The 25,702-nt window shown below is 70.8% G+C and carries 22 protein-coding genes; 12 read left to right on the top strand and 10 right to left on the bottom strand.

Translation table 11 applies throughout. The features are described 5' to 3' along the window. Nucleotide 1: 1 nt before the first annotated feature. Nucleotides 2-2,401: a DNA gyrase/topoisomerase IV subunit A gene (locus WME89_RS28160; protein WP_438002788.1), complete on the bottom strand. Its 2,400-nt coding sequence runs from the start codon at nt 2,399-2,401 to the stop codon at nt 2-4. A 544-nt stretch (nt 2,402-2,945) separates the two neighbouring features. Here WME89_RS28160 and bamA point away from each other — a divergent pair. Both bamA and WME89_RS28150 read left to right on the top strand, forming a co-directional pair. Then, nucleotides 2,946-5,360 (top strand): outer membrane protein assembly factor BamA, encoded by a 2,415-nt coding sequence (gene bamA, locus WME89_RS28155; RefSeq protein WP_438002787.1) that lies wholly within the window; start codon nt 2,946-2,948, stop codon nt 5,358-5,360. Nucleotides 5,361-5,581: 221 nt separating this feature from the next. Further along, on the top strand, nt 5,582-6,364 hold the full coding sequence (locus WME89_RS28150) for a rhomboid family intramembrane serine protease (protein WP_438002786.1): 783 nt from the start codon (nt 5,582-5,584) through the stop codon (nt 6,362-6,364). A 48-nt stretch (nt 6,365-6,412) separates the two neighbouring features. Here WME89_RS28150 and WME89_RS28145 read toward each other — a convergent pair whose 3' ends face one another. The 9 genes from WME89_RS28145 to WME89_RS28105 form a co-directional block, all read right to left on the bottom strand. Next, the gene (locus tag WME89_RS28145) at nt 6,413-6,730 is read right to left on the bottom strand and encodes a hypothetical protein (RefSeq protein ID WP_438002785.1); all 318 of its coding nucleotides are present in this window, start codon (nt 6,728-6,730) and stop codon (nt 6,413-6,415) included. A 117-nt stretch (nt 6,731-6,847) separates the two neighbouring features. Beyond that, nucleotides 6,848-8,767, bottom strand: a complete 1,920-nt coding sequence (gene rpoD / locus WME89_RS28140) for an RNA polymerase sigma factor RpoD (protein WP_438002784.1) — start codon at nt 8,765-8,767, stop codon at nt 6,848-6,850. A 118-nt stretch (nt 8,768-8,885) separates the two neighbouring features. Beyond that, complete coding sequence (gene dnaG / locus WME89_RS28135; RefSeq protein ID WP_438002783.1) at nt 8,886-10,835, bottom strand: DNA primase; 1,950 nt, start codon at nt 10,833-10,835, stop codon at nt 8,886-8,888. Nucleotides 10,836-11,034: 199 nt separating this feature from the next. Next, nucleotides 11,035-11,592: an ATP synthase F1 subunit epsilon gene (gene atpC / locus WME89_RS28130; RefSeq protein WP_437617691.1), complete on the bottom strand. Its 558-nt coding sequence runs from the start codon at nt 11,590-11,592 to the stop codon at nt 11,035-11,037. A 7-nt stretch (nt 11,593-11,599) separates the two neighbouring features. Then, nucleotides 11,600-13,024, bottom strand: a complete 1,425-nt coding sequence (gene atpD / locus WME89_RS28125; protein WP_437617689.1) for a F0F1 ATP synthase subunit beta — start codon at nt 13,022-13,024, stop codon at nt 11,600-11,602. 123 nt (nt 13,025-13,147) lie between these two features. Next, nucleotides 13,148-13,978, bottom strand: a complete 831-nt coding sequence (gene rsmA / locus WME89_RS28120) for a 16S rRNA (adenine(1518)-N(6)/adenine(1519)-N(6))-dimethyltransferase RsmA (RefSeq protein WP_437662872.1) — start codon at nt 13,976-13,978, stop codon at nt 13,148-13,150. 9 nt (nt 13,979-13,987) lie between these two features. Continuing rightward, entirely contained in the window at nt 13,988-15,667 is a 1,680-nt protein-coding gene (locus WME89_RS28115) for a DUF58 domain-containing protein (protein ID WP_437662874.1), read from the bottom strand. A 7-nt stretch (nt 15,668-15,674) separates the two neighbouring features. Continuing rightward, nucleotides 15,675-16,652 (bottom strand): AAA family ATPase, encoded by a 978-nt coding sequence (locus tag WME89_RS28110; RefSeq protein WP_437617685.1) that lies wholly within the window; start codon nt 16,650-16,652, stop codon nt 15,675-15,677. Further along, nucleotides 16,649-18,055 carry a DUF4350 domain-containing protein gene (locus tag WME89_RS28105; protein WP_438002782.1) on the bottom strand — a complete coding sequence of 469 codons (1,407 nt, stop codon included), beginning with the start codon at nt 18,053-18,055 and terminating at the stop codon, nt 16,649-16,651. The genes WME89_RS28110 and WME89_RS28105 overlap by 4 nt, the downstream gene beginning before the upstream one ends. A 249-nt stretch (nt 18,056-18,304) precedes the next feature. Between WME89_RS28105 and WME89_RS28100 the strand changes: the two genes are divergently transcribed. The 10 genes from WME89_RS28100 (at nt 18,305) to WME89_RS28055 (ending at nt 25,680) form a co-directional block, all read left to right on the top strand. Next, complete coding sequence (locus WME89_RS28100) at nt 18,305-18,487, top strand: hypothetical protein (RefSeq protein ID WP_080682315.1); 183 nt, start codon at nt 18,305-18,307, stop codon at nt 18,485-18,487. Nucleotides 18,488-18,919: 432 nt separating this feature from the next. Continuing rightward, the gene (gene rpsP / locus WME89_RS28095) at nt 18,920-19,186 is read left to right on the top strand and encodes a 30S ribosomal protein S16 (protein ID WP_012237071.1); all 267 of its coding nucleotides are present in this window, start codon (nt 18,920-18,922) and stop codon (nt 19,184-19,186) included. Between the two features lies 1 nt (nt 19,187). After that, complete coding sequence (locus tag WME89_RS28090; protein ID WP_438002781.1) at nt 19,188-19,439, top strand: KH domain-containing protein; 252 nt, start codon at nt 19,188-19,190, stop codon at nt 19,437-19,439. A gap of 12 nt (nt 19,440-19,451) precedes the next feature. Then, nucleotides 19,452-19,964, top strand: a complete 513-nt coding sequence (rimM, locus tag WME89_RS28085; RefSeq protein ID WP_438002780.1) for a ribosome maturation factor RimM — start codon at nt 19,452-19,454, stop codon at nt 19,962-19,964. A gap of 40 nt (nt 19,965-20,004) precedes the next feature. Further along, a complete protein-coding gene (gene trmD / locus WME89_RS28080) occupies nt 20,005-20,934 on the top strand; it encodes a tRNA (guanosine(37)-N1)-methyltransferase TrmD (protein ID WP_438002779.1) in 930 nt (309 codons plus the stop codon). Beyond that, nucleotides 20,931-21,506 carry an RNA methyltransferase gene (locus tag WME89_RS28075; RefSeq protein ID WP_437617679.1) on the top strand — a complete coding sequence of 192 codons (576 nt, stop codon included), beginning with the start codon at nt 20,931-20,933 and terminating at the stop codon, nt 21,504-21,506. The genes trmD and WME89_RS28075 overlap by 4 nt, the downstream gene beginning before the upstream one ends. 111 nt (nt 21,507-21,617) lie before the next feature. Then, nucleotides 21,618-22,799: a tRNA epoxyqueuosine(34) reductase QueG gene (queG, locus tag WME89_RS28070; RefSeq protein ID WP_438002778.1), complete on the top strand. Its 1,182-nt coding sequence runs from the start codon at nt 21,618-21,620 to the stop codon at nt 22,797-22,799. A gap of 72 nt (nt 22,800-22,871) precedes the next feature. Then, a complete protein-coding gene (locus tag WME89_RS28065) occupies nt 22,872-23,819 on the top strand; it encodes a lysophospholipid acyltransferase family protein (RefSeq protein WP_438002777.1) in 948 nt (315 codons plus the stop codon). A gap of 89 nt (nt 23,820-23,908) precedes the next feature. Beyond that, entirely contained in the window at nt 23,909-24,634 is a 726-nt protein-coding gene (locus tag WME89_RS28060) for a DUF72 domain-containing protein (RefSeq protein ID WP_438002776.1), read from the top strand. Further along, nucleotides 24,631-25,680, top strand: a complete 1,050-nt coding sequence (locus tag WME89_RS28055; protein ID WP_438002775.1) for a hypothetical protein — start codon at nt 24,631-24,633, stop codon at nt 25,678-25,680. The genes WME89_RS28060 and WME89_RS28055 overlap by 4 nt, the downstream gene beginning before the upstream one ends. The last annotated feature ends 22 nt before the right edge of the window (nt 25,681-25,702 follow it).

Here is a 25,702-nt window from a genome sequence, read left to right as displayed (position 1 = left end):
GTCAGCTCACCTCCAGCGTCGGTACGACGACGGCCGGCGGCACCACGCGGGCGAAGCGGTCGCGTCGTGCGACCGGCTCGCCCTGCGTGCCGCGCGGACCGGCGATCTTGCTCGCGGCGATCTCGAGCGTCTTGCCCTTCTCCGTCTCGACCGTGATCGCGTCGCTCGGGCGGAGGGCGAGCGCGGCGCCGACGAGGCGCTCGCCCTCGGCGACCCGCATCACGACCGAGCCCTTGCCCGGGCCGGAGAGCAGCGCGAGCTCCTCCACGGCCACGCTCAGCGCCCAGGCGTCGCTCGAGGCGCAGAGCACCCGGTCGGCGCCGTCCACGGCATGGACGAAGAGCACCTCGTCGCCCTCGTTCAGCTTGGCGAAGCGGCGCCCGGAGCGCGTCGAGGGGTCGCGGTGCGGGCGCAGCGAGAACCGGAAGCCCAGCCCCCCGCGCGTGATCGCGAGCGCGAAGGGGGGCTCCGGCTCGGCGGCGTCCGGGGTCGGCGCCGGCACGTCGAGCGCCCGCGGGTCGAACGAGAGCATCGCGATCAGCCGCTCGCCGTCGGCCAGCTTGAACAGCTTCTGCACGGGATCGCCGTAGCCGGTCGACTGCGGCACCTCGTGGATGCGGGACACGTAGCACCCGCCGAGGTTCGAGAAGAACGCGACCGTCGACCGCGTCGAGCCCGCGACGACCGCGAGCACGCTGTCGCCCTCGCGGACGCGCGTCGAGGAGAGATCCCTGACCTCGCGCACGCGCTTCACCCAGCCCTGCGCCGAGAGGATCACGTTCGCGTCCTCGGCCACGATGAAGTCCTCGGCCTGGTACTCGGGCTCGTCGATCGAGCCGAGCACCTTGGTGCGGCGCTTGTCGCCGTAGGAGCCCTTGATCTCGACGAGCTCGTCGCGGACGATCCCCCAGCGCTTCGCGTCGCTCTTGAGCAGCCCCTCGATCCGCTTCGCCTCGGCGCGCTTCTCGCCGAGGTCCTTCTGCACGAGCAGGATCTCGAGCCGCGCCAGGCGGTAGAGCTTGAGCTCCAGGATCGCGTCCGTCTGCTCCTCGTTCAGGGCGAAGCGCTTTATCAGCTTCTCGGCCGCGTCCGCCTTGCCCTCGCTCTTGCGGATGATCCGGATCACCTCGTCGAGCGCGTCGAAGATCTTCTCGAAGCCCTCGAGGATCGTGATCCGCCGCCTCAGCTCGCCGAGCGCGAACTCGAGCCGCCGCGTCACCGTCGCGTAGCGGAAGTCGAGGAACTTCGTCAGGATCTCGTGCAGGCCGAGCCGCCGCGGCGCGGCGACGTCCACGTTGTCGGTCGGCACGAGGCAGGTGAGGTTCACCTGCACGTTGGTCGCGAGCGGCGTCTGTTTGTAGAGGTACGCCATCACGAGCTGCGCGTCGGCGCCGCGCTTGAGCTCCATCACGATGCGCACCTCGGCGGTCGACTCGTCGCGCACGTCGATGAGCGTCGGCAGCTTCTTCGAGAGGATCACCTCGGCGATCTTCTCGACGATCGCCTTCCGCTCGATCCCGTACGGGATGGAGGTGATCACGATCTGGGGCGCGACGCGCTTGCCGTCGCCCTCCTCCAGCCGCCACTCGCCGCGGAGCTTCAGCGAGCCCTGGCCGGACGTGTAGATGGCCTCGAGCTCCTTCTTCGTCGCGTGCAGCTGGCCGCCGGTCGGGAAGTCGGGCCCCTTCACGTACGACAAGAGCCGCTGCGTGGTGATCTCGCGGTTCTCGATCAGCGCGACGCACGCGTCGATCACCTCGCCGAGGTTGTGCGGGGGGATGCTCGTCGCCATCCCGACCGCGATCCCCTGCGAGCCGTTCACGAGCAGGTTGGGGAAGCGCGCGGGGAGGACGATCGGCTCGAAGCGCGTCCCGTCGTAGTTGGGACGAAAATCCACGGTGCGCTGGCCGAGCTCGCTCAGCAGCTCCAGCGCGAGGGGGCGGAGCTTCGCCTCCGTGTAGCGCATCGCCGCCGGCGCATCGCCGTCCACGGAGCCGAAGTTCCCGTGGCCGGCGATGAGCGGCGCCCGCATCACGAAGTCCTGCGCGAGCCGGACCATCGCGTCGTAGATCGCGACGTCGCCGTGCGGGTGGTACTTGCCCATCACGTCACCGACGACCGCGGCGCTCTTCCGGTACTTCGCGTCCGGCCCGAGGTGCAGGTCGTGCAGCATCGCGTAGAGGATGCGGCGCTGCACCGGCTTCAGCCCGTCGCGCACGTCGGGGAGCGCGCGCGACGTGATGACGCTGAGCGCGTAGTTCAGGTACCGGCGCTGCGCCTCGTCGGCGAGCGAGGTGTCGGGCGCCGGGGGCGGCGGCGGCTCGCTGTCACCGGGCCGGCCACCACGGCGGCCCCTGCGAGGCGCCTCACCGTCGGGCGGAAGGGAGGGGGTTCGAGACACGCGTTACTCCAGGCAGTGCGCGGGGCACCGGTCGAACAGGTGCTCCGATGTTCAGGTGAGCGCTGGCGAGCCTCGGCAATTACCCAGGGCCTCGCGCTCGGTCAAGGCTACCGCGCGGGAATTTCTGGCGGCGGGGGCTCGCCGGCGCTCGTTCGGGCCCTGGCATAGCGTCAGTTGGCTCCGGGATCGACCCGAACGCCGGGATCGCAGCGCGACCTGTCGGTGACGCCCCGTTTTCGGCGTCCGCCCTTGAGACTCACGGCGCGCTGGGCTACGGGGTGGCGCCTTGTACGCGACAGGCACCCGTTCAATGCTTCGCCTCCCCGGCCGCTGGCTGCGGCTCGTCTGGCTCGGCCTCTTCCTGGTGTTCGTTGCGGCAGTGGCTCGGCCCCGGCTCGCTGCAGCGCAGGTGCCCGGAGGTGCTCCGGACACCCAGCAGCCCGGGGGTGGCGCCACGCCGCCTCCCGCTCCGGCCGGTGCCGCTGCGCCAGCCCCCCCTGCCGCTGCGGCCCGGGGAGCGCAGCCCGGCGCCGGCGGTACACCTGTGCAGGGCGCCGCCGACGCGGCCGAGCCGACGCTCGACCTTGCGCCCACGGAGGCCGAGCTCGCCCGCGGCCAGCCGGTCGCCCAGGTCGTCGTCGCCGGCAACCGGCGGGTCTCGACCGAGGACGTGCTCGTCTACCTGGGGCAGACGCGGGTCGGTCGGCCGTTCACCCCCGAGGGGCTCGCGCGCGACGTGCGGGAGCTCTGGGAGTCCGGCCTGTTCGACGACGTCGAGGTCGACCTCACGCGCCGCGACGACGGCGTGAGCCTGCGGGTGCTCGTCCGCGAGCGCCCGAGCATCAAGGGCATCGAGTTCTCCGGCAACAACGAGATCAACAGCGAGGACCTCACCGAGGCGCTCTCGGTCGAGATCAAGACCGGCACGATCCTGAGCTACGCGGCGATCCGGCGCGGCGTGCAGAAGCTCCGCGACAAGTACGCCGAGGAGGGCTACTTCCTCGCCGAGGTCAGCTACGAGATCGTCCCGGAGCGGGAGAACCAGGTCACCCTCAAGTTCACGATCAAGGAGCACGCGCCGGTCACCGTCCGGCGCATCACCTTCATCGGCAACCACAACATCCCGGACGAGGAGCTCCGGGAGGTGATGATCACGGGGCAGGGGGGCTTCTTCGCCTTCGGCACGGGCGGCCCCTTCCGTCAGGACGCGTTCGAGCGCGACGTGCTCGTGATCAACGCGCTCTACTACGACCGAGGCTTCCTCGCGGTGCAGGTCGCGACCCCGAGGGTGATGCTCACGCCCGATCGCACGGGCATCGAGGTCACGCTGACGATCAACGAGGGGCCGCGGTTCCGGATCCGCTCGCTCCGCGTCTACGAGCGGGACGCTGACGGCCGCGAGGTCGAGCCGATCGGCGGGCGCCGGGCGCTGCGCGAGATGGTCCGGGCCAAGCCGGGCGACTGGTTCAACCGCGCCGAGCTGGCGAAGGATCTCAGCGCCATCCAGACGCTGTACCGGGACGCCGGCTACGCCAACGTCGAGGCCTCGCCCGACACCCAGCTCGACCCGGACCGGCGCGAGGTCGACATCACCGTCGGCATCCGCAGAAACCAGCTCGTCTACTTCGGGCGCATCGAGATCCGCGGCAACACGAAGACGCGGGACAAGGTGATCCGCCGCGAGATGGAGGTCGAGGAGCGGAAGCTCTTCAGCGAGACGAAGCTGGAGCGGTCGAAGCAGCGGATCACCGCGCTCGGCTATTTCGAGCGCGTCGACATCTCCACCGAGCAGGGCGAGGACGCCCAGCACATCAACGTCAACGTCGACATCGGCGAGAAGCCGACGGGCACCTTCCAGATCGGCGCCGGCTTCTCGAGCGTCGAGAGCTTCATCGCGACGGCGCAGGTCCAGCAGGCGAACCTGCTCGGAAGCGGCCAGTCTCTCTCGCTCCAGGCGCAGATCTCGGGGCTGCGCCGCCTCATCGACCTGCGGTTCTTCGAGCCCTACCTGTTCGACAGCCCGTTCTCCGCGGCGGTGAGCGTCTACAACCAGCTGCGGGCTTACAAGGAGTTCTCGCAGACCTCCACGGGCGGCTCGCTCACGATCGGCTACCCGCTCATCGAGCCGGAGCTCCGGGCCCAGCTGACCTACACGCTCGAGAACGACGAGATCTCGTCCTCGACGACGACCGGCCTCGGCACGGCGGAGGGCCGATCCACGTTCCAGCGGCTCCCGCTCTACAACCTCTTCAACGACGGCATCACGTCCAGCATCCGCCCTGCGCTCACCTTCGACACGCGCAACAACCAGCTCTTCCCGACGTCCGGCATCTACCTGCAAGGCTCGGTGGAGCTCGCCCACAGCGCGTTCGGCAGCCAGAACGAGTTCCTGCGGTATCGCGCCACGGGGCGGTTCTACTACCCGATCACGGACAGCCTGGTCCTCAAGCTGAACACCGAGGCCGGCATGGTGACGAGCCCCAACCCGGAAGGGGTGCCGATCTTCGCCCGCTTCTTCCTGGGCGGCATCCTCGACGTGCGCGGCTTCGAGATCCGGGACATCGGCCCGCGCCTGCCGCTCCGCGACTCGCTCGACCCGAACTCACCGCCCATCGCGAACGGCGCGAACATCGGCGGCAACCTGATGTACTACCAGAACCTCGAGCTGGAGTTCCCGCTCATCGAGGCGGTGCAGATCAAGGGCGTCGTGTTCACCGATCTGGGCAACGCCTGGAACCTCGAGAAGCTCTACTGCAACGCCGCCCCCGCCTCGCCGCACGACGTCACGAACCCGTGCTTTTCGCTCGAGCGTCTCCTCGACGTCCGCACCTCATGGGGGTTCGGGCTCCGGTGGTTCTCCCCGCTCGGTCCGCTGCGCTTCGAGTGGGGCTTCCCCTTCAAGCGACTGCCCTACGAAGAGACGTACAAGTTCGAGTTCAACATCGGAAACTTCTTCTGAGCCGCCGGCTCGGGCGACGGCGGGGACGAGGGAGCTCCCCGGGCGCGCGGCCCAGCGGCTCGCGCGCCGCCGGGCGAACCCTGCCGAGGAGCGTCCTGGCTGACATAGCTGACGTAGGGCGCGCGTAGCGCGGAGCGCGCTGGTGCTGGCTGGGCGCCGAATCGCAGTGAACTGCGGGGGCGGCGGTTGCCGGGTGAGGGCGCGGCTGTTAGGTGGAAAGCATGCGCCCGGAGCACGGCTCAATGGGGTTCCCCAGGCCAGGCAAGGCCCTGCTGGGGATGATGATCGCGATCGGCTGTATCTGGGTGATGTTCACCCTGGGGCTGAACTGGGGAGGCGCCGGTGAGGGCGTGCTCCAGCCGTTCCTCGGCAGCAGCGAGCGGGTGCTCCATGGCCAGCTGTGGCGGCTGCTCACCGCGCCGCTCATCCACAGCCCGAGCGACCCGTGGCACTTCGTCACGACGCTGCTCGGGCTGTACTTCCTCGGCACCTCCCTCGAGGAGCGCTGGGGCGCCGGCCGCATGGTGGCGTTCCTCTTCGGCTCTGCGGCCTTCGCTTTCGCGCTCCAGGTGGCGGTCGGCGCGCTCTTCCCGAAGGTGGCGCAGCCCGTGTTCTACGGCGGCCTCGGCATGATCGAGGCGGTCGCCGTGGCGTGGGCGCTCGCGCACCGCCACGCCACGGTCCGCCTGTTCTTCGTCGTCCCCGTGACGGGCACCATGCTGCTCGTCTTCATCTTCGGCCTGTCGGTGCTCAACGTCATCGCCATGCGCGCGCCCCCCGAGGGGCTGATCACGCCGTTCGGCGGCATGCTCGCCGGCTATCTCTTCGGCGACTTCTCCCCGCTCCGCCGCTTCTACCTGCGGGTGCGCTTCCGCCAGCTGCAGGCGCAGTCCGCCGCGCTCCGCCGCGTCCCCGCGGCGCGCGGCCGCTCCGGCGGCGCCCCGCTCCGGGTCATCCCCGGCGGCCAGAAAGACCCGCCGAAGGACAAGCGCTACCTGAACTGAGGTCGCCAGAGAGCGCCTCTCGCGTGCCTCAGGAGCGCTCGCGGGCGCTCACGGCGCGGCGCAGCGGCGGAGCTCTTCGAGCGTCTTCGCGCGGGTCAGGCACTCGATCTCGCCCGGGCTCATCTCCCGCCCAGCGAGCTCCCGCTTGCAGTCGGACGTCCACTCGGACGAGAGCCGCTCGCCCTCGCTCTCGAGGACCACCGAGGCCTTCCCCGAGCCCCGTGGAGCCGCCGGCCCGATCCGCTTCACCTCTGCCGCCCACGCGGCGCGCATGGCCTCGCCGACCCGGCGACAGTCCTCCTCGGACATCGTCTTCTTGCCGCACCCGGCGACGAGCAGCGCGCCCGCGACCGCGAGGAGGGTCACGGCGCGCTGCTCGGCGAGCGCGCTCCATCCGCGAGCGCGGGGCTCGCCGGGGAGGAGCTGGCAGCCCGGCCTGCGCGCGGGGGCTGCCTTCGGTTCCCGACCAGGCCAGCGCACGGGCTAGCTGTCGATGAAGCTCTTGAGCTGCTTCGACCGGCTGGGGTGCCGGAGCTTGCGGAGCGCCTTCGCCTCGATCTGGCGGATGCGCTCGCGGGTGACCTCGAAGTCCTGTCCGACCTCTTCGAGGGTGTGGTCGCTCTTCTCGCCGATGCCGAAGCGCATCCGGAGCACCTTCTCCTCGCGCGGCGTCAGCGTCTTCAGGACCTTCCGGGTCTGCTCGGCGAGGTTCATGTTGATCACGGCCTCTGCGGGCGAGATCACGCTCTTGTCCTCGATGAAGTCGCCGAGGTGCGAGTCTTCCTCCTCGCCGATGGGGGTCTCGAGCGAGATCGGCTCCTTCGCGATCTTCAGGACCTTCCGCACCTTGTCGAGCGGGAGCTCCATCTTCTCGGCGATCTCCTCGGGGGTCGGCTCGCGGCCGTACTCCTGCACGAGGTAGCGCGAGGTGCGGATCAGCTTGTTGATCGTCTCGATCATGTGGACCGGGATGCGGATCGTCCGCGCCTGGTCCGCGATCGCGCGGGTGATCGCCTGCCGGATCCACCACGTCGCGTACGTCGAGAACTTGTAGCCGCGCTTGTACTCGAACTTGTCGACGGCCTTCATGAGGCCGATGTTCCCCTCCTGGATGAGGTCGAGGAACTGGAGTCCGCGGTTCGTGTATTTCTTCGCGATCGAGACGACGAGGCGGAGGTTCGCCTCGACCAGCTCGGCCTTGGCGCGCTCCGCCATCCGCTCGCCTTCACGGATGTTCTCGTAGGTCTCGCGGATCGCCAAGACGTCGATGTTGAGCTCTTCCTCGACCTTCTTCAGGCCCTTCTGGGCGTTCTTGATGGTCGACTCGAAGTCGTTGAGCTCCTCGCGTTGGACGTTGAGCTTCTTGGCGAGCCGCCCCTCGAGGGCGCGGTTGCCCTTGACCTTGATGAGCTCGCGCTTGAGCTCGCCCTTCGAGAGCCCTGTGCGCCGCTCCAGCTCCGTCGCGCCGGCTTCGGCCTTCTCGACCTTCGAGATGAGGCTCTTCAGCTTCTGGACGATCTTGTCGATCGTCCGCTTGTTCAGGCGCATCTCCTCGAGCGTCGTCACGAGCTCGGCCGTCGCCTGCGTCACCTCGACGTCGATCTGCTTGCGGCGGACCTCGGTCTTCACGTCCTTGCGCTCTTCGAGGAGCTCCGCCTTCTTCTTGTCGACGCGCTTCACCTTGTCGATGAGGCGGATGATGCGCCGGTCGGCCTCCTCCTCATCGAACTCCTGGTCGTCGTTCTCGGCGTCCTTGATGAGCTCCTTCACCCGGATCTTGTGCTTCCGGAGCTTCTCGCCGAGATCGATGATCTCGCGGACCGCGATGGGGGAGTCGAGGATGGCGGCGTTGACCTTTTGCTCGCCGACCTCGATCCGCTTCGCGATCTCGACCTCTCCCTCGCGGGTGAGCAGCGAGACGCTGCCCATCTTGCGGAGGTACATGCGGACGGGATCGTTCGACTTGGAGTAGTAGTCGACGTCCTCTTCCTCGCGGTCGGGCGTGACGACGAGCTTCTTCTCGCCCGCCTCCTCGTCCGCGATGCGCTTCGGCGCGATCTTCACCTGGGTCGCGCCGTCGACGATCTCGATGTCCTCGTCGCCGAGGGCGCCCACCACGTCGTCGAGCTGATCGGGCGCGACGTCCGCGGGGAGCGCGTCGTTCACCTCGTCATAGGTGAGAAAGCCCTTGCTCTTGCCGGTCTCGACGAGTTTTTCCAGCGTCTTCCGGTCCTTCTCGGACCGCTCGGCTCGGATGCCCGCGTCTCCTTTGTTGCTTGGGCGTGCCCCTGCCTCGGCGTGCCCGCGTGTCGAAGCGTGCCGCGCGCCGTTCAGCGCGCCGCCCCCCGCCGCCCTCGCGACCCCGCCTGCCCGACCGGAAGATTGCTTGGCCTTGCTCGCCATTACCTCATGCTCCACTTACGGCGATCAGCTCGCCGCGACCGACAAGACACCAAATGATTCCGACAAACTTTAGGGATCACGCACGTCGGGGCGCCACGTCGGGGCGACCCGGAACGCATCAAGGAAGACCGAGCCCCCCCGCTCTTCGCTGGAATAGCTCACGCAGCAAAGCGTTCTCAGCATCGGCGTCGACCGCGCTCTTCTGAAGCTGGCTCATCACGGCGGCCTTCTGTCGCGCCAGGGCTTGCCTGCTCAACTTTTTTGAATTCTCCAAGAGCGTCGCCTTGGCCGTTGAGGCCGCTTCGAAGACAGGCGAGACCAGCCGTCCAGCCGCGAATGAATGGATCGGAGCCGGGACTTGCGCAAGAAATTCGCCGGCGGCAAGACCCATTTCAAAACTGAAATTTTGACGCGCTGCGACAATTGCAAGAGCGACGTCACCTTCGAGGCATTCCAGCGCCCCCTGCACCTCGTCGTCGGCCAGGAGCTCCGGGAAATCGAGGAGAGAGCCCAGGATCTCCAGGCTGATCTCGTGAACTTGCGCGCGCGAGCGGGCGTGCTCCCAGGTGTCGGTGCTCTGACCGGAGGGGGTCACCTCGCGGGTGGTCTGGCCTCGTGGTCTGGAGAGGGACTCCTCGACGACGCGCTCGAGCTGCCGCAGGTCATCGGGCGAGCGGCCGCCGATCACGAGCTTCGAGGAGACGCGATCGGCATAGAGCTTCGCCATCATCCGGAGGTTGGGGTCGTCCTCGTCGGCGAGCAGCGCGGCCACGGCGCGCACGCGGGCGAGCTGCTCGGGCAGCGACGAGCCGCCGAAGCTGTCGCCGTCGAGCGCCTCGTCGATGAGGTGCTCGAGCAGGCCGCGCGCGCCCTTGACGATGCGGGCTACCGCGTCCGGGCCCTGCTTGCGCGCGAGATCGTCGGGATCGAGGCCGGCGGGCAGCACGGCGACACGCGCGCTGAGCCCCGCCTCGCGGCACGGGGCGCGCGCCGCCCGCGTGGCCTTCTTGCCGGCCGCGTCGCCGTCGAAGAGCAGGACGACCGCGGGCGCGAAGCGCTTGATGAGCTTCGCTTGCCCCGGCGTGAACGCGGTCCCGAGCGGGGCGATCGCGTGTCCGATGCCGCGCGCGTGCAGGGCGACGACGTCGAAGTTGCCCTCCACGAGGACCGCCTCGCCGCGCTGCCGGACCGCCTGGCGCGCCTGGTACAGCCCGAAGAGGTGCTCGCCCTTCGTGTAGATCGGCGACTCGGGGCTGTTGATGTACTTCGCCGGCGCGCTGTCGGCCTGCGGCGCAGGGCCGGTGAGGCCGAGCGACGAGAGCTCTGCAGGGCTCGGATCGGGTAGCGCGCGCCCGCTGAACGCGATCACGCGGCCCATCACGTCGGTCACGGCGAACATGAGCCGGTGCCGGAAGCGGTCGTAGTGGCCGCTCCCCGACGAGCGCGGGACGAGGAGCCCGACGCGCTCCCCGAGCACCGGGGAGATCCCTTGTTGACGCAGGTACGTGGCGAGCCCGTCCCAGCCGAACGGGGCGTAGCCAATCCGGAACGCCTGCAGGGCGTCGGCGATGGGGTCTACGGCTCCATCGCCGTCGCGGAGGGGCAGGCCGCGGCGCTCGAGCTCCTCGTGCGCGTAGCGCGCGAGCGGGTGGGGGCTGCTGCCCGGGCCCCCGCGGAGGCTGTGCTCGAAGAACGTCGCGGCGAGGTGGTTGACGGCGTAGAGGTCGTCCTTCGACCGGCGCGCGGCCTGCGCTTCGCGCCGCTCGACGTCGGTCAGCGCCTCCGCCACCTCGATGCCGGCGCGCTCGGCGAGCTCGCGCACCGCCTCGGCGAACGTCCGGCCTTCGAGCTTCATCACGAAGTCGATCGCGCTGCCGGTCTCCTTGCAACCGAAGCAGTGATAGAACCCGCGGTTCGGGTTCACGTGGAAGCTCGGCGTCTTTTCCTTGTGAAAGGGGCAGAGCCCGGTGAAGGAATGCCCGCGGCGTGTGAGGCGCACGCTTTCGCCGATGAGCGCTACGAGATCCGTGCGCTCTTTCACGAGCGCGATCGTCTCCGGAGAGATCATGGGCTGCCTTGAGGGCCCCGTGCGCGTGGGGCCCGCAGATCGTCACGGGTGAACCCGAACGGCGTGGCGGCGTTCGCGCCAGCGCCCGGGCGGTGCGGGCAGCTCGCGAAGCGGGAGATCCCCCAGCCCCTCGCGGCCTGTGTGGAGAACAGTGTCCTGTGCGGCGGCCGCACGCGCAAGGCGGTAGCCGCCTGGTACGTCACTTCGGATCGGGGAACGGAGACCCGGGCCTCTTGTGATCTGTGAGGCTCTCGTCGGGCTGGGAGGCCTCGACCATCTCTTCGACCGACGGCGCCTCGGCGTGCTCGGCGAGGAACCGCGTGTCCTCGCGGACCATCGGCGGAGGCGGATCGCCAATGAGCTCGAGCTCGGTGGCGAGCCACTGCTCCTCTTCGATGAGCTCGCGGCGGCGCGGATCAGTCAGGTCGCCCTGCCAGTGGTCGAGCTCAGCATCGACCTCCTTGAGCCGGAGGCGCACCCTCACGACGTCGACGTCATCCTTCTTCGCGAAGCGCTCGGTGAGCAGCAACGCGGTGTCGTTGGCGACCTCGACGAAGCCGTGGTGAACGGCCAGGCGGTGCTCCTGGCCGTTCTGGTGGTAGGTCACGAGGCCGGTCCGGAGCGCGGCGAGCAGGGGGAGGTGCCCCGGAAGCACGCCGAACTCGCCGGCGACGCTCGGCGCGGTCACGTCCGTGACCTGCTCGCGCAGCGCGACGCCGGTCGGCGTCACGATCTCGAGGAGGATTGTGTCGGCCATGGCTGCGTCAGGCCGCCTTCTGCGAAGCTCGAGCCTTCACCTCGTCGATGCCGCCCACCATGTAGAAGTCCTGCTCTGCGATGTGGTCGAGCTTGCCGTCGAGGATCTCCTCGAAGCCCGCGATCGTGTCCTTGAGCGCCACGAGCTTGCCCTCGAGCCCGGTGAACTGGGCCGCGACGAAGAACGGCTGCGACAGGAACTTCTGCATCTTGCGGGCGCGCGACACGACGAGCTTGTCGTCCTCGCTGAGCTCGTCCATGCCGAGGATGGCGATGATGTCCTGGAGGTCCTTGTAGCGCTGCAGCGTCTGCTGCACGCGCCGCGCGACGTTGTAGTGCTTCTCGCCGACGATCTGGGGATCGAGCATCGTCGAGTTCGAGTCGAGCGGATCGACGGCCGGGTAGATGCCGAGCTCCGAGATCGCGCGCGACAGCACGGTCGTGGCGTCGAGGTGCGCGAAGGCCGTGGCCGGGGCGGGATCGGTCAGGTCGTCGGCAGGGACGTAGATCGCCTGGACGCTGGTGACGGAGCCCTTCGTGGTCGAGGTGATGCGCTCCTGGAAGGCGCCCATCTCCGTCGAGAGCGTCGGCTGGTAACCGACGGCGCTCGGGATGCGCCCGAGGAGCGCGCTCACCTCGGAGCCCGCCTGGGTGAACCGGAAGATGTTGTCGACGAACAGGAGCACGTCCTGGCCCTCCTCGTCGCGGAAGTGCTCAGCCACGGCGAGGGCCGAGAGCGCGACGCGGGCGCGGGCCCCCGGGGGCTCGTTCATCTGGCCGTAGATCAGCGCGGCCTTCGAGATGACGGGGCTGCCGTCCGCGAGCTTCGACTCGCTCATCTCGAGGAAGAGATCGTTGCCCTCGCGCGTCCGCTCGCCGACGCCGGCGAAGACAGACACGCCGCCGTGCGCCTTCGCGACGTTGTTGATGAGCTCCAGGATGAGCACCGTCTTGCCGACGCCAGCGCCGCCGAAGAGGCCGATCTTGCCGCCCTTGCGGTAGGGGGCGATCAGGTCGATGACCTTGATGCCCGTCTCGAAGACCTCGACCTTGGTCGACTGCTCGATGAACGGGGGCGGCTCCCTGTGGATCGGCGCCAGCTTCTTGGCGTTCACGGGGCCGGCTTCGTCGATCGGCACGCCGACGACGTTCAGGATGCGGCCGAGGCACTCGTTGCCGACCGGCACCATGATGGGCTTGCCGGTGTCGCGGACTTCCATCCCGCGCACGAGGCCGTCGGTGGAGTCCATCGCGATGGTGCGCACCGTCGACTCGCCCAGGTGCTGGGCGACCTCGAGCACGAGGTTGTCAGGCTCGGCCGAGATGCTCGGGTTGCTCAACTTGAGCGCGTTCAGAATCTTGGGCAGCTGGCCCGACGGGAAATCGACGTCGACGACCGGTCCGATGACCTGGGTGATCTTTCCAACAACCATGGAGCGGGAGCCCTCCTCGTACGAGCTTTGACGAGTCGCGCGGCCCACTAGCACGGACCTGCGCGTCCGACTAGGGGTTCCGTGGCGCTCTCCGGTGATGAAGACGCCGGCGCGCGACAGCGATCAGCGGCCCCTCGACGCGGCGATCCGCGCGAACGCCTCCACGCTGAGCGTCTCGCCGCGCGCGTCGAGCGAGATCCCGGCGTCCTTCGCGCGGCGGTCGAGCTCCTCGGGCGACCAGCCGTAGAGGTTCTTCCAGGCGTTCCGGAGCGTCTTGCGGCGGGCAGAGAAGGCGGCGCGCACGGCCGCGCGGAAGGCGTCCGTCTCCTCGGCGCGGCGCGGGCGCCACGGCGTCAGGACGACGACGGCGGAGTCGACCTCCGGCCTCGGATAGAAGGCGCCCGCCCGCGCGGTCAGGAGGCGGCGCACGTCGAACGCGGCCTGCACGAAGACGGAGAGCGCGCCGTAGTCACCGGTGCCGGGGGCGGCGGTCAGGCGCTCCGCGACCTCGAGCTGAACCATGAACACCGCGCGATCGATCTCGTGCGCGATCGTGGTCGCCTGCTCGAGGAGCCGGCCCGTGAGCTGGTACGGGAGGTTGCCGGCCACCGCGCGCGGGGGCGGCTTGCCGGCGAGCGAGGCGACCCAGTCGACCTGCGCGGCGTCGGCCTCCATCAGCGTCAGCCGGCCTCCCTCGATCGGGCCAGCGAGCTGCTCGCGGAGGATCGGGACGAGGTCGCGGTCGCGCTCGATCGCGACGACGTGCGCGGCGCGATCGAGGAGCGGCCGCGTGAGCGCGCCGAGCCCCGCCCCGATCTCGAGCACCGCGCCGCCCGCCGGCGTGGTGGCCGCCTCGGCGATCCGGCGCGCCGCCTCGACGTCGACGAGGAAGTTCTGACCGAACCCTTTTTTGGGAGAGAGCCCGCGCGCGCGCAGGAGCTCGGAGATGGACATCGCTCGTCCTCAGGACTGAGGTGGGTGCGCCCCGTCATGGGGGGGCGCGGGCGCGGCTGCGCTCGGCGCGGCCGAGGTCGTCGTGCGGAGCCGTACCACGCGCACGCCGACCTTGCGCAGCACGGCTTCACGGCGGGTCTGCGCCACCCGCGCGCGGATGAGCACGGCCTCGGCCGCGATCGGCGCGAGCTCCTGGAAGGCCTTGTTGGGCGGCGCGAGGCTCTTCTGCTCTTCATCCACGTCGCCCTCCGGCAGCCGCGGGGCTTCCCAGGGCGGACCGAGGCCTGGCTCGAGATCGGGGAGCGTCCACATCACCTGCACGGCCTTGCGCGAGAGCCGTCGCACCGCCTCCGAGAGCCGGCTCAGCTGCGCGTCGGCGGGCGGCGGCGCGAGGACATAGACCATGCTCCCGCGCGGCTTGGTGCGCGCGACGTGCGTGAGCGACTCCGCGATGGTCACGGCCGGATCGCGCCGATCCGGCTCGGTCCGCGCGGGCGATTCGATGCCGTAGCTGGCGAGGTAGCGGCGCAGCGTGCGTTCGCGCTGCGAGCGCCCGAGCGGCGCCGGCGCCGAGAACGGCGCGCGCGCGCGCATCGACTCGGCGCGGGCGGCGAGCCGGTCGAGGTCGCCGCGGCGCAGGTCTTCGAGGCCCCGCGCGTCGAGCGGCCTGAGGTGCTCGAGGACGCGCGCCGCGACGTCGGCCTCGTCGAGCTCGCTCCGATCCGCGTCGTACGTGCCGCACCCGACGGTGAGCGCGTGCGCGATCTTCTGGCCGTGCCCGGGGCCATGGTCGGGCGCGATCGTCACGCGCGGGCCGGGGGCGAGGATGATGAGCCCGACGCGGTCGCCGCGCCCGAGGTGCCTCGTGGCGATCGCCGAGGCCTCGTCGATCATGAGATCGAGCGGAGCGCGGCCGAGCGGGCCGGCCCAGAGCTCCACGGCCGCGTCGACCAGGATCCAGACCACGTCCCGCTCCTCGCGCTCGAACTCCCGCACGAGCAGCGTGCCCCGGCGCGCGCTCGCCTTCCACGCGATCTTCCGGAACGGGTCCCCCGGCTGGTGCTCTCGCAGCTCGCGCAGGTCGTCTCCCTCGCCGCGCACGCGCCCGGGCCTGCCGGAGGCCGCGAGGAGATGACTGCGTCCTCCGCGCGGCTGCGTCAGGTACGCCATGAAGGGCCGCGGGAGGACCTCGATCCCGTAAGGGTTCGCGAAGGTCAGCGGCACCTCGAAGAGGCCGGGGGCGCCGTGCACCTCGAGCGCGAGACCATGGAGCCCGTGCTGGCCGACGCGCGGCGTCCGGACGACGACCTTCACCTTGAGCCGCCCCGAGGCGGAGACCTCCCCGCGGTTCGGCTCGATGCGGACGTCGAGCTGCGACGAGGCGATCGCGCGCAGCTTCACGTAGCGAGCCGCGAGCGTGTCGCGGTTGCGCACCTCGGCCTCGATCTCCACGGTGCCGCCGCGCGCGGACCGGAGGACCCGCTTCGAGCCGCCCCAGAGCATCTCGAACCCGGCCGCGCGGATGCGCGCGACCGACACCAGCGTCACGCCGCGGGCGAGCGCGATCGCGACCAGGATCGCCCCGCCCCAGCCGACGATCGCCGGCTCTCGCGCGATGAGCCCGGCGCCCATGACCGCGACGCCGGCGATGGCCAGGTGGGCTGCGGTGCGCGTGGGGTAGAGCTGCATGGGCGATCTACGCCGGCCGCGCCGCGCGCCGGTAGCCCACGCGCTGGACCGCTTCCTCGATGATCGTGTCGCGCGCCTTCATGTCCACGTCGGCCTCGGGCACGAGCACCAGGCGGTGCGCGAGCGTCGCGGGCGCCATGCCGCGCACGTCGTCCGGCGTCACGAACGGGCGCCCGCCGATCACCGCCGCCGCCTTCGCCGCCTGGATGAGGGCGAGCGTGGCCCGCGGCGACGCGCCGAGCAGCACGCGAGGGTGCGTCCGCGTGAACGCCGTGAGGTTCACCGCGTACTCGTACAGATCCTCCTCCACGTGGATCCGCCGCGCGACGCCCTGCAGCATGAGGAGGTCCTGGACGGCGAGCGTCGCGCGCGCCCGCGGCGGCTCGACGTTGTGCGCGCGGAGCATCGCCACCTCGTCCTTGTGCAGCGGGTAGCCGAGGTTCACCCGGATGAGGAACCTGTCGATCTGCGCCTCGGGCAGCGGGTAGGTCCCCTCGAGATCGATCGGGTTCTGCGTCGCGAGCACCATGAAGGGCGACGGCAGCTCGAAGCGATCGCCCTCGATCGTCACCTGCCGCTCCTGCATCGCCTCGAGGAGGGCAGACTGGGTCTTCGCCGGCGCGCGGTTGATCTCGTCCGCGAGCACGAGGTTCGCGAAGATCGGCCCGGGGCGCAGCGTGAAGGTCCCCTCCTTGGGCGACAGGACGTAGGTCCCCGTGATGTCGGCGGGCAGGAGGTCGGGCGTGAACTGGATCCGCCGCACGGACGCGCCCAGCGCGGCCGCGAACGCCTTGACCAGCGTGGTCTTCGCGACGCCAGGCACACCTTCCAGCAGCACGTGTCCCTGCGCGAGCAGGGCGGTGAGCATCAGATCGATCGCGCGCGGCGATCCGATGTAAACGCGCGTGATCTCCCGCCGGACCGCCTCGATCCGCTCCTTGGCAGCGGAGATTTCGTCGACGGCGACGGCTTGAACCTGGTTCATCGAGCGCCTTTGTCAGAGGGTGGTGTTGCGAGCTTCGCGTCGGTCTGCGAGGGAGGCGCGGTCGGGCGACCTTCGGGCGCGCCGGGGTGAGGTCCCCGAGGCGGCTTCCGGCCGTCGGCGCCGCAGGCGGCGAGGACCTTCCGCACGACGTCGGCGGCGTGCAAGAGCGCGGTCCTGGACACGTTCGCCGGCTTGCCGGCGACGACGGACGCTTCGACTCGGTACATGGTGCCCAGAACCTCCTTGAAAGCCGAGAGGGCTCGCTCGTCAAGAGCTCCCTCTCGGGCCACGAGCCGCGCGATCGCTTCCTGCCCCGGGTTGGGCTCGAGGCCGAACCGCACGGACAGCGCCTCGAACAGCGCGTTCTTCAGCTCGAGGAAAGCGAGCCCACGCGGGGACGAGGGGGCCGCGAGGACGGCGAAGCGCCCGGCGGCGCCTCCCTGCGCGACGAGCGGCGTCGGGCGCGCGTACCGAGGGAGCGGGCTCCTGTAGGGCTTCGCCGAGGCGCGCGCGGTCCAGATCGCGAGGCCCAGGCCGGCGAGCGCCGCGAGGGCGAGGAGGGCGCCGCCGGGGAGCCCGTCGCGGCGGGCGTCCTCGACCGCGCTCGCGAGCGCCTTGAGCTGCTCATCGAAGTCCTTGCGGAGCGACGTCTCGCCGCCGAACGAGCTCTCCTCGTCGAACCGGTTCGCGACGACGTAGAGCCGCCCCCGGCGCGGCTGCGCTCCGTCCTCGTCGACCAGGTAGCGGGCCAGGCCCGAGGCGAAGGCGCGGTTGCCCGGGTACCTGAGCATCATGTTCATCAGCGCGGACGGGTCGCCCATCGCGAAGAGCCGGCCCTTGCCGACCTGCCCGGCGACGGCGACGATCACGTCCGGCTCGCTGACGGCGCGGATCCGCAGCACGGGTGAGAGGTTCGGGTGCCGGAGGCCGGTCGCGTGGTTCGTGACGAGCCGCTGCACGTGGCTGACGACGGGGTGCGGACCGATGGCGTGGCCCCCGACGATGTCGACGACCGGCTCCGCGATGGCGAGGGAGGGACGGTTCCGGAGCGCGGCGACCGGCCGGGCTGGCGTCGGGATGCGCTCGATCTGGAACCGCCGGAGCGTGTCGTCGCCGCGGCCGAAATCATCGACGATCGCGAGCCGCCCGCCGGCCTTCATGAACGAGGTGGTGTCGTCCCCGTCGAGCGCCTGCAGCGGATGGAGCACGAGGATGCCGTCCTCGGGGCCGACCTCGCTCCAGTCGAGCACAGCGACGGCGTGGACCCTGGCGACGCCGAGCTCCGCGCGCGCGATCTCGAGAAACTCCGAGCAACCTTCCCAGCTCGGGTCGTTGACGTCGAAGGCCGCGCTCGCTGTTCGGGCGGGCGCGAGCAGCGCCATCAGCGCGACCAGCGCTGCCAAGAGGGAGCGGCATGTCACCCGCCGGCGCACATGCAGGTGCCGATCATCCCAGTGAAATTCGAAGGATGCGTGCGCAAGCCACGCGCCGTACCGCGTCATGAGCGCCGCGAACATACCACTGTCGGCCCGAGCGATAACCTTGACCCGCCATCCCACATTGCTAGATTCGCTTCTAAGAGCGGGGTGCTTTCTCCCAGACCTCGTTCCACCAATTCAGCCGAGCACTCTACGAGGTGGAGGGGTTAGTCGATGCTTCCTCCGTTCATCATCGAGCAAATACGGCAGCGCGAAGAAGAGAAGGATCGGTCCCGAAGAGAAGAAATTCGACCGCGCCTCGAGCTGCCGATCGAACGCTACCCCGCACCTCGTCGTCTTCCGGACACGGAAGAGGACGATCCCAACCGTGGCGTCATCATCCTCGACCTGGGTTGACGCCACGATGTAGCACGCCCCCTTCCGCGATTCCGGCAGGAACGCCAGCTGAGCGGCGACGCCTGCAAGACGTCCCCCGAGACGCTCTCCGCCTTTCCCCCCAGATTTCGAAGTTTCGAAGTAACCAGCGCCACGCATCCCCCCGATGCGCCGACGAGTAGCTCGGTCTTCCGCGTGAACCGATTCCCGCGTGAACCGAGGTCTGGCGAGGCGCGTCCGGCGCGAACGGACGAGGGTGGGCCAGGCGGCCGCCCGGAAAGTTGCACTTTGCGGGGATCGCCGTGCCATGCGGGGTTGACCACGAGCGGGATCTTCGCCTAGGTTGCGCCCCCACTTCTGGCGCCGAGCACTGAACGAGCTACGCTCCGGCGCCTCAGAGCAGGCCGTGCACAACGTGCGCACGGGCTCTTCCATTCGATCGAGGTTCTACAGATGGCCGTTCATATTCGCCTCGCCCGCGCGGGCACCAAGAAGACGCCCTTCTACCGCATCGTCGTCGCCGACCAGCGCAGCCCGCGCGGCGGCAGGTTCATCGAGCGGCTGGGCACGTACGACCCGCGCAGAACCGAGATCCGCCTGGATGTGCCCCGCGTGAGGCACTGGATCTCGAACGGCGCCCAGCCGACGCACACGGTGGCGCTGCTCCTGAAGCATCCTGGGCTCGCCCAGGCGGCCGCCCCGGCGGACGCCGCGAAGTAGCATGGTCTCCTCGACGTCTCCGCTGGTCGATCTCGTCGCGCTCGTCGCCCGGGCGCTCGTCGACCACCCGGACCGGGTCGTCGTGCGCGAGGTCGCAGGCGACCGCTTTCCGCGGATCGAGCTGACGGTAGCGCGCGAGGACATCGGCAAGGTGATCGGCAAGGACGGCCGCACCGCGCAGTCGCTCAGGACGCTGCTGAGCGCCGCCGCGAGCAAGTCGGGGCGGCGCGCGCACCTCGACATCCTCGACTGAGACGGAGCCGACGTGGAGCGACGCTACGTTCCCGTCGCGGAGGTCGCCCGCCCGCACGGCGTGCAGGGGGAGCTTCGGCTGCGTCTCTACAACGAGGCCTCCGACCTGCTCGTCGCGCGGCTCGCGGTCAAGCTGCGCCTTCCGGATGGCGCTGAGCGGGACGCGAAGATCGTCGCGACGCGGCCTGCCGACAAGGCGTTGCTCGCGCGGTTCGCAGGGGTCGACGATCGGGACGCGGCGGAGGCGCTGCGCGGCGCGCAAGTGTGCGTGCCGCGGGACGCGTTCGCGCCGCTCGACGAGGGCGAGTTTTACGCGTGCGACATCGAGGGGGCTCGCGTGATGACCCCCGAGGGCAAGGTGCTCGGGCACGTCAAGTCGCTCCAGTCGTACCCGACCTGCGACGTCCTCGTCGTGGAGAGGGACGGCGCGGACTCGATCGAGATCCCGCTGACCGAGGGCTTCGTCGGCAGCGTGGATGTGGAGCAGCACATCATCCAGCTGGTCACGCTGGAAGGCCTCGTCTGAACCGCCGGTCGGCGCGAGGTAGCCCGCGGCTGCAAGCTCCATGCGCATCGCTGTAGTTACGCTGTTTCCAGAGCTATTCCATGGGTTTCTGGCGATCGGCATGGTCGGGCGCGCGCTCGCTTCGGGCGCGGTCTCCGTGCAGATGCGCAGCCCGCGCGAGTTCGGCCTCGGCCGCCATCGAAGCGTGGACGACACGCCCTACGGCGGCGGCTCGGGCATGGTGATGCGCGTCGACTGCATCGTCCGCTGCATGGAAGCGCTCGATGAGGCCGCCGCCGCAGGTGAGCCGGGGAACGCGCCTCCGGGGGCTGCGTCGGCGGAGGCACCTGGCGCGGCGGAGGCACCTGGCCCGGCCGCGGCCGGGGCATCTGGCCCGGCCGCGGCGGAGGCATCTGGCCCGGCCGCGGCGGAGGCACCTGGCCCGGCCGCGGCCGGGGCATCTGGCCCGGCGGCGGAGCCTCCTGGCCACGCGCAGCGAGCGCACCGGGTCCTGCTCACGCCGCAGGGACAGCCGTTCCGGCAAGCGAAGGCGATCGAGCTCGCGGCGCGCCCGGCCGTCGCGCTCGTGTGCGGCCGGTACGAGGGGTTCGACGAGCGGGTCCGCGCCTTCGTCGACGAGGAGATCTCGCTCGGCGACTTCGTGATGACCGGCGGCGAGGTGGCGGCGATGGCGGTGATCGACGCGTGCGTGCGCCTGCTGCCAGGGGTGCTTGGCAACGCCAGCTCGGCGGAGCACGAGTCGCACAGCCCCGCGCTGGCCGGGCTCCTGGAGTACCCGCAGTACACGCGCCCCGTGGAGTTCCGCGGGCACAAGGTGCCCGACGTCCTGCAGCAGGGGAACCACGCCGCCATCGCGCGCTGGCGACAGGCGCAAGCGGAGGTGCGCACGGCCGAGCGCAGGCCCGACCTCTGGCGCAAGGCGCGAGGCGGAGACGCTGCGCCGGACGACGGCGGCGAGGCGCGACGATGAGGCTCGCGCTCGCGCTCGTCCACTACCCGGTGCTCGACCGCTCCGGCGAGACGGTGACCACCGCGATCACGAACCTCGACCTGCACGACATGGCGCGGAGCGCGCGTACGTACGGGGCCGAGCGCCTCTTCGTCGTGCACCCGGTCGCGGCCCAGCGCGCGCTGGCGGAGCGGATCAGGGAGCACTGGGTGATCGGATCCGGCAAACGCCGGATCCCGGATCGTGCCGTCGCCCTGGATGTGCTGACCGTGGTCGCCAGCCTGGAGGAAGCGTATGGCGCGATGAGCAGCGCGGGGCGGGAGGGGGTCGAGATCTGGACGACCGCGGCGGCCTCGCGAGGGCTCCCGGTGACGAGCTACGCGGCGAGCCGCGCGCGCCTCGCGCAGGCGAGCCGCCCGGTGCTGATCATGTTCGGCACGGGCTGGGGTCTCGCGCCGGAGCTCATCGCCGACGCCGACGTCAGGATCGAGCCGATCCGGGCTGCCGCGAGCACCGGCTACAATCACCTCAGCGTGCGCGCGGCGTGCGCGATCACGCTCGATCGGCTGCTGGGCGAGCAGAGCGCCGGGTGAGGCCGCGCGTCCGCTGAGCGCGAGACCAGCGCCGCCTTCCGTACTACCGTCACGACCGTCCCATCACCGTCCGTCTCCATCAGTCTCCATCAGTTTCCATCAGTCTCCATCATGAGCAAGCGCGAGGCCCATCGTCCCGCAGGGGAGACGAGCACGGAGCGACCGACGCATGACCGGCTGGTGCGCGAGCAGGCGTTCGCGCTCGGGTTCGACGTCGTCGGGGTCGCGCGCGCGGACGAGCCGCTCGGGGTCGAGCACGCGCGATACCTCGAGTTCATCGAGCGCGGCATGCACGGGGAGATGGGCTACCTCGCGGAGTACGCGGAGCAGCGGCGGCGGCTGGACACCAGCGCGATCCTCGAGGGGGCCCGCTCGGTCGTGTGCGTCGGCCGCAGGTACGCCCGACCCAGGGAGAGCGAGGGGCGCGACCCGTCGCTCGCGCAGAGCGTCGCGCGGTACGCGCGCGGGCAGGACTACCACAACCACGTGAAGCGCCGGCTGCGGCGGCTCGCGTCGTTCATCCGGTCGATCGCGCCGTCCGTCCTCGCGCGGCCGCTCTGCGACGTCGAGCCGGTGATGGAGCGCGTCTGGGCGGCGCGCGCTGGCATCGGCTTCGTCGGCAAGAACGGGCTGCTCATCACGCCGGGGCAGGGGAGCTACCAGCTGCTCGGCGAGGTGGTGACCACGCTGCCGCTCGTCCCCGACGTGCCCATCGCGGAGCGCTGCGGATCGTGCACGCGCTGCCTCGACGCGTGCCCCACGCAGGCGTTCGACGCGCCCTTCGTGCTCGATCCTCGTCGCTGCGTCGCGTACCTGACGATCGAGCAGCGAAGCGCGCCCTCCGAGGAGCTGAGGCCCAGCATGGGAGAGCACCTCTTCGGCTGCGACGTGTGCCAGGAGGTCTGCCCGTTCAACAGGACCGCGCCGCCGCCCCTCGAGCGCACCGCGCCGTTTCATCCGCTGGCGCGGTGGGAAGCGAGGGACGTCGACGACCTCGCGTCGCTGGACGAGCAAGAGTTCGACGCGCTGACCGTAGGGACGCCGCTCCGCCGCGCGCGGCGCGGCGGGCTCGCCAGAAACGCGACCATCGTCGCTGCGAACCGGCTCGCGCGCGGCGCAGAGGGCGCGGCCGCGGCGAGCGCGAAGCGCGCGCTGGCCGCCGCGCTCACCCACGACGACCCGTCGGTGCGCGCCGTCGCCGCATGGGGGATGAGCCGCTCAGGGGTCGGCGAACCGGCGAGCCCGGCCGCACCTCCGCCCGCCGGGCCGCCCGAGGATCCCGATGCGCGCTGATGCGCGTAGCACGCCACGACGGGCCCAGGCGCCGCGGCGCGGCGGTGCTCGGGCGCCCTTCGCGGGCGCCCGATGATCCGCTACGGTGTCCGCCGGCAAGACGCCGCGCGCACGAGCAAGAACGTGGATCTCCCCTCCAGGCTCCGAGCGCTCCTCGACGATCTGCGACACCACGACTCCGTGCTCTGGCGGCGCGCGGTCGACGCTGGGGTGACCTACGGCCCAGACCTCCTCGTCCGACACAGCCCCGCGCTGTTCGGTCTCCTCTTCGGGGCGGTGTTGCCGGAGCAGCGGCGGGCCGTGCTCCGGAACCTGCGGCTGGCGCTCGGCGAGCGAGGCGCCCTGGACGAGTACCGCGACGTCGCCCGCGTGTTCATCAACTTCGCCAGCTGCCTCACCGATGCGTTCATCGCGGGCAGCAGCCGACCCGAGCGGCTCACCGGCCTGTGCGTGAACGACGAGCATTTCACGAGCGCCTTCCGGCGCGGCCTCGGGGTGATCGTCGTAACGGCGCACACCGGCGGCTGGCAGGCCGCCGCGCCCCTGCTGCGCTCGGTGCACGCGGCCGACGTGCTCATCGTCATGCAGCGCGAGCGCGACAGCCGCGCGCAGGCCATCCAGGACGGCACGCGCGATCGGGTCGGCGTGCGGATGCAGCACGTCGACGACGATCCGCTCGCGGTGCTCCCGCTGCTCGCTCATCTGCGGCGGCAGGGGGTCGTGGCCATCCAGATCGATCGGCTCCCGTCCGGGATGCGCGGCCGCGAGGTCGAGCTCTTCGGCATGCCGTGGCGCGTCCCGGAGGGCCCGCTCCAGCTCGCCGCCGTGAGCGGAGCGCCGATCGTCCCGGTGTTCACCCGGCGGACCGGCTTCATGGAGTACGAGATCTGCATCGCGCCGCCCATCTCGCTGCCCCGCAGGCCCGGACCGTCCGAGCTCGACATCGCGGCGCGGCAGATCACGGCGGAGATGGAACGGTTTCTCCGGGAGAACCTGACGCAGTGGTTCCACTTCGAATAAATCAAGGATTTTGAGCCTCAAATGAGAAATCGCGCCTCGGTCGGCCATGCGCTGCATCGGCGCGCAAGCTGGGTTAAGAGTCCGCGTTGATGGCCCGCCTCCTCGTCGGACTGCCCTCGCTCAAGGGGGATATCCAGAAGTACAAAGAGCGCTTCGATCTGGTCGAGCTCCGTCCGGTCGACTCGTCGCTGCCTCGCGTGACCACGCTGCGCAAATGGCGCAAGGCGGTGCCGCCAGGCTTCGTCTTCAGCGTGGTGCTGCCGCGCGTGGTCGGTGAGCTCGCGGCCGGGAGCGAGCTCGACGAGGCGCTCTCGACCTCGCTCGAGGTGGCGGCCGTGCTGGAGGCCAGGTGCGTCGTGCTCCAGACGCCGCCGTCGCTGCGACCGACGGCGAGCAACCGCAAGAAGCTCGCGGCGCTCTTCGAGCGCCTGCCCGCGGAAGGGGTCGTGCGCTGCTGGGAGCCGTCCGGGATCTGGGAGCGCGACGACATCGTCGCGACGGCGCGCGCCGCGAAGGTGATCCCGGTGCTCGACGTCGCCCGGGACGCGCCTCCGCCCGGGCCGATCGTCTACTCACGGCTGCGCGCGCTCGGGAAGTCCTCGTCGCTGGGAGCGGCCGCGCTCGAGCGCGTCGCCGATCGCCTGCGCGGACGGCGTGAGGTGTTCCTGGTCGTGGAGGGCGACCGCGCGCACCAGATCAAGTCGCAGCTCACGGCGTCGCTCGCGCGCAAGCCCGATCGCTCGACGTCTTCGGCCGTGGTAAGGCCTAGCATGCCCATGCCGAACACCCTCGTCGCCGAGGACGAGGAGCAGTGATCCGCGGCGCGGCGGCCACGGCGAGCGACGCCTCTGCGGCCTCGGCTGCCCGGGCTGCGCTCGAGTCGTCGGGCAGCGCGATCGACGCGATCGTCGCTGGCTTCTTTGCCGCGGCTGGCGCGCAGCCTGACGTGCTGCTGGCGCCCACCATCGCGCTCGCGGCCGGCGTCGGCGTGGGCGCGAGGGCCTTCGATGGCCGGGCGATCCAGCCTGGGCGCGGCGCGCCGCGGCCGCGCGGGTTCGTCGAGGGGCAGAGCGTGCCGGAGGCCGCGCACGTCGCCGTCCCGCGCTCGCTCGGCATGCTGGTCCTGCTGCACGGCTACCTCGGGCGCGCGCGGCTCCGCGAGCTGGTGCGCGCCGGCGTCGCCGCGGCCGAGCGCGCCGGCGCGAGCGGGCGCGCGGCGCTGCTCCGCGAGGTCGGCTCCCTCGGCGCGGTGGCGCTCCGGGCGCGCGACGTGGAGCGGGCGCTGCTCGCCGTGGGAGGGCCGGTCGCCGGTGGGACGCTGACCGCCGAGGACATCGCCGAGGCGGTCCCGGCCGAGGTGGAGGCCGCGTCCACGATCATCGCGGAGGGCGCGACGGCGCTCCAGGCGCCGTGGCCGGCCGGGGAGCAGGTGCGGCACGCGGACGCGATCGTCGCTTGCGATGGCTGGGGGACCGTCGCCGCGCTGGCCTACGCGCGCACCGACGACGGGATCGTCGTGCCCGAGCTCGACATCGTGCTCGGGCGCGACGCCGTCCCGGTGCGCCGCGGCATCACGCGCCTCGCGCCCGGCACGCCCCTGCCCGCGGCAGCGCCGATCGCGATCCTCCAGCGCAGCACCTTCGCGGCGGCGATCGCGCTGACAGGCAGGCCCAAGCTCGAGGTGAACGCCCTCGGAGCGCTCCTCCACGGGACCGCGCTCGAGGCCGCCCTGCACGAGGTCCGCACGCAGATGAGCGCCGACGGCGTCCTCGCCGTCGTGCGCGACGACCGGGACGCGCGCGCGGTCAACCTCGCGCCGGGCTTCATGGCGGGCGCAGGGACGCGGTCAACAGGCGATTGAGGCGAAGCCGGCGCGCGGGCCA

Origin of the sequence: Sorangium sp. So ce321, assembly GCF_051530195.1 — a bacterium.
In the GTDB taxonomy this organism is placed as follows: Bacteria; Myxococcota_A; Polyangia; order Polyangiales; family Polyangiaceae; genus Sorangium.
The sequence above is the reverse complement of the archived record's forward strand: the minus strand, read 5'-3'. Positions and strand labels throughout refer to the sequence as shown.

Excerpts from the sequence above, each read along its gene's own strand:
- WME89_RS28150 (WP_438002786.1), top strand. The coding sequence starts at position 5,582 with ATGCGCCCGGAGCACGGCTCAATGGGGTTCCCCAGGCCAGGCAAGGCC.
- rpoD (WP_438002784.1), bottom strand. The coding sequence starts at position 8,767 with ATGGCGAGCAAGGCCAAGCAATCTTCCGGTCGGGCAGGCGGGGTCGCG.
- dnaG (WP_438002783.1), bottom strand. The coding sequence starts at position 10,835 with ATGATCTCTCCGGAGACGATCGCGCTCGTGAAAGAGCGCACGGATCTC.
- atpC (WP_437617691.1), bottom strand. The coding sequence starts at position 11,592 with ATGGCCGACACAATCCTCCTCGAGATCGTGACGCCGACCGGCGTCGCG.
- atpD (WP_437617689.1), bottom strand. The coding sequence starts at position 13,024 with ATGGTTGTTGGAAAGATCACCCAGGTCATCGGACCGGTCGTCGACGTC.
- rsmA (WP_437662872.1), bottom strand. The coding sequence starts at position 13,978 with ATGTCCATCTCCGAGCTCCTGCGCGCGCGCGGGCTCTCTCCCAAAAAA.
- WME89_RS28115 (WP_437662874.1), bottom strand. The coding sequence starts at position 15,667 with ATGCAGCTCTACCCCACGCGCACCGCAGCCCACCTGGCCATCGCCGGC.
- WME89_RS28110 (WP_437617685.1), bottom strand. The coding sequence starts at position 16,652 with ATGAACCAGGTTCAAGCCGTCGCCGTCGACGAAATCTCCGCTGCCAAG.
- WME89_RS28100 (WP_080682315.1), top strand. The coding sequence starts at position 18,305 with ATGCTTCCTCCGTTCATCATCGAGCAAATACGGCAGCGCGAAGAAGAG.
- rpsP (WP_012237071.1), top strand. The coding sequence starts at position 18,920 with ATGGCCGTTCATATTCGCCTCGCCCGCGCGGGCACCAAGAAGACGCCC.
- WME89_RS28090 (WP_438002781.1), top strand. The coding sequence starts at position 19,188 with ATGGTCTCCTCGACGTCTCCGCTGGTCGATCTCGTCGCGCTCGTCGCC.
- trmD (WP_438002779.1), top strand. The coding sequence starts at position 20,005 with ATGCGCATCGCTGTAGTTACGCTGTTTCCAGAGCTATTCCATGGGTTT.
- WME89_RS28075 (WP_437617679.1), top strand. The coding sequence starts at position 20,931 with ATGAGGCTCGCGCTCGCGCTCGTCCACTACCCGGTGCTCGACCGCTCC.
- queG (WP_438002778.1), top strand. The coding sequence starts at position 21,618 with ATGAGCAAGCGCGAGGCCCATCGTCCCGCAGGGGAGACGAGCACGGAG.
- WME89_RS28065 (WP_438002777.1), top strand. The coding sequence starts at position 22,872 with ATGATCCGCTACGGTGTCCGCCGGCAAGACGCCGCGCGCACGAGCAAG.
- WME89_RS28060 (WP_438002776.1), top strand. The coding sequence starts at position 23,909 with ATGGCCCGCCTCCTCGTCGGACTGCCCTCGCTCAAGGGGGATATCCAG.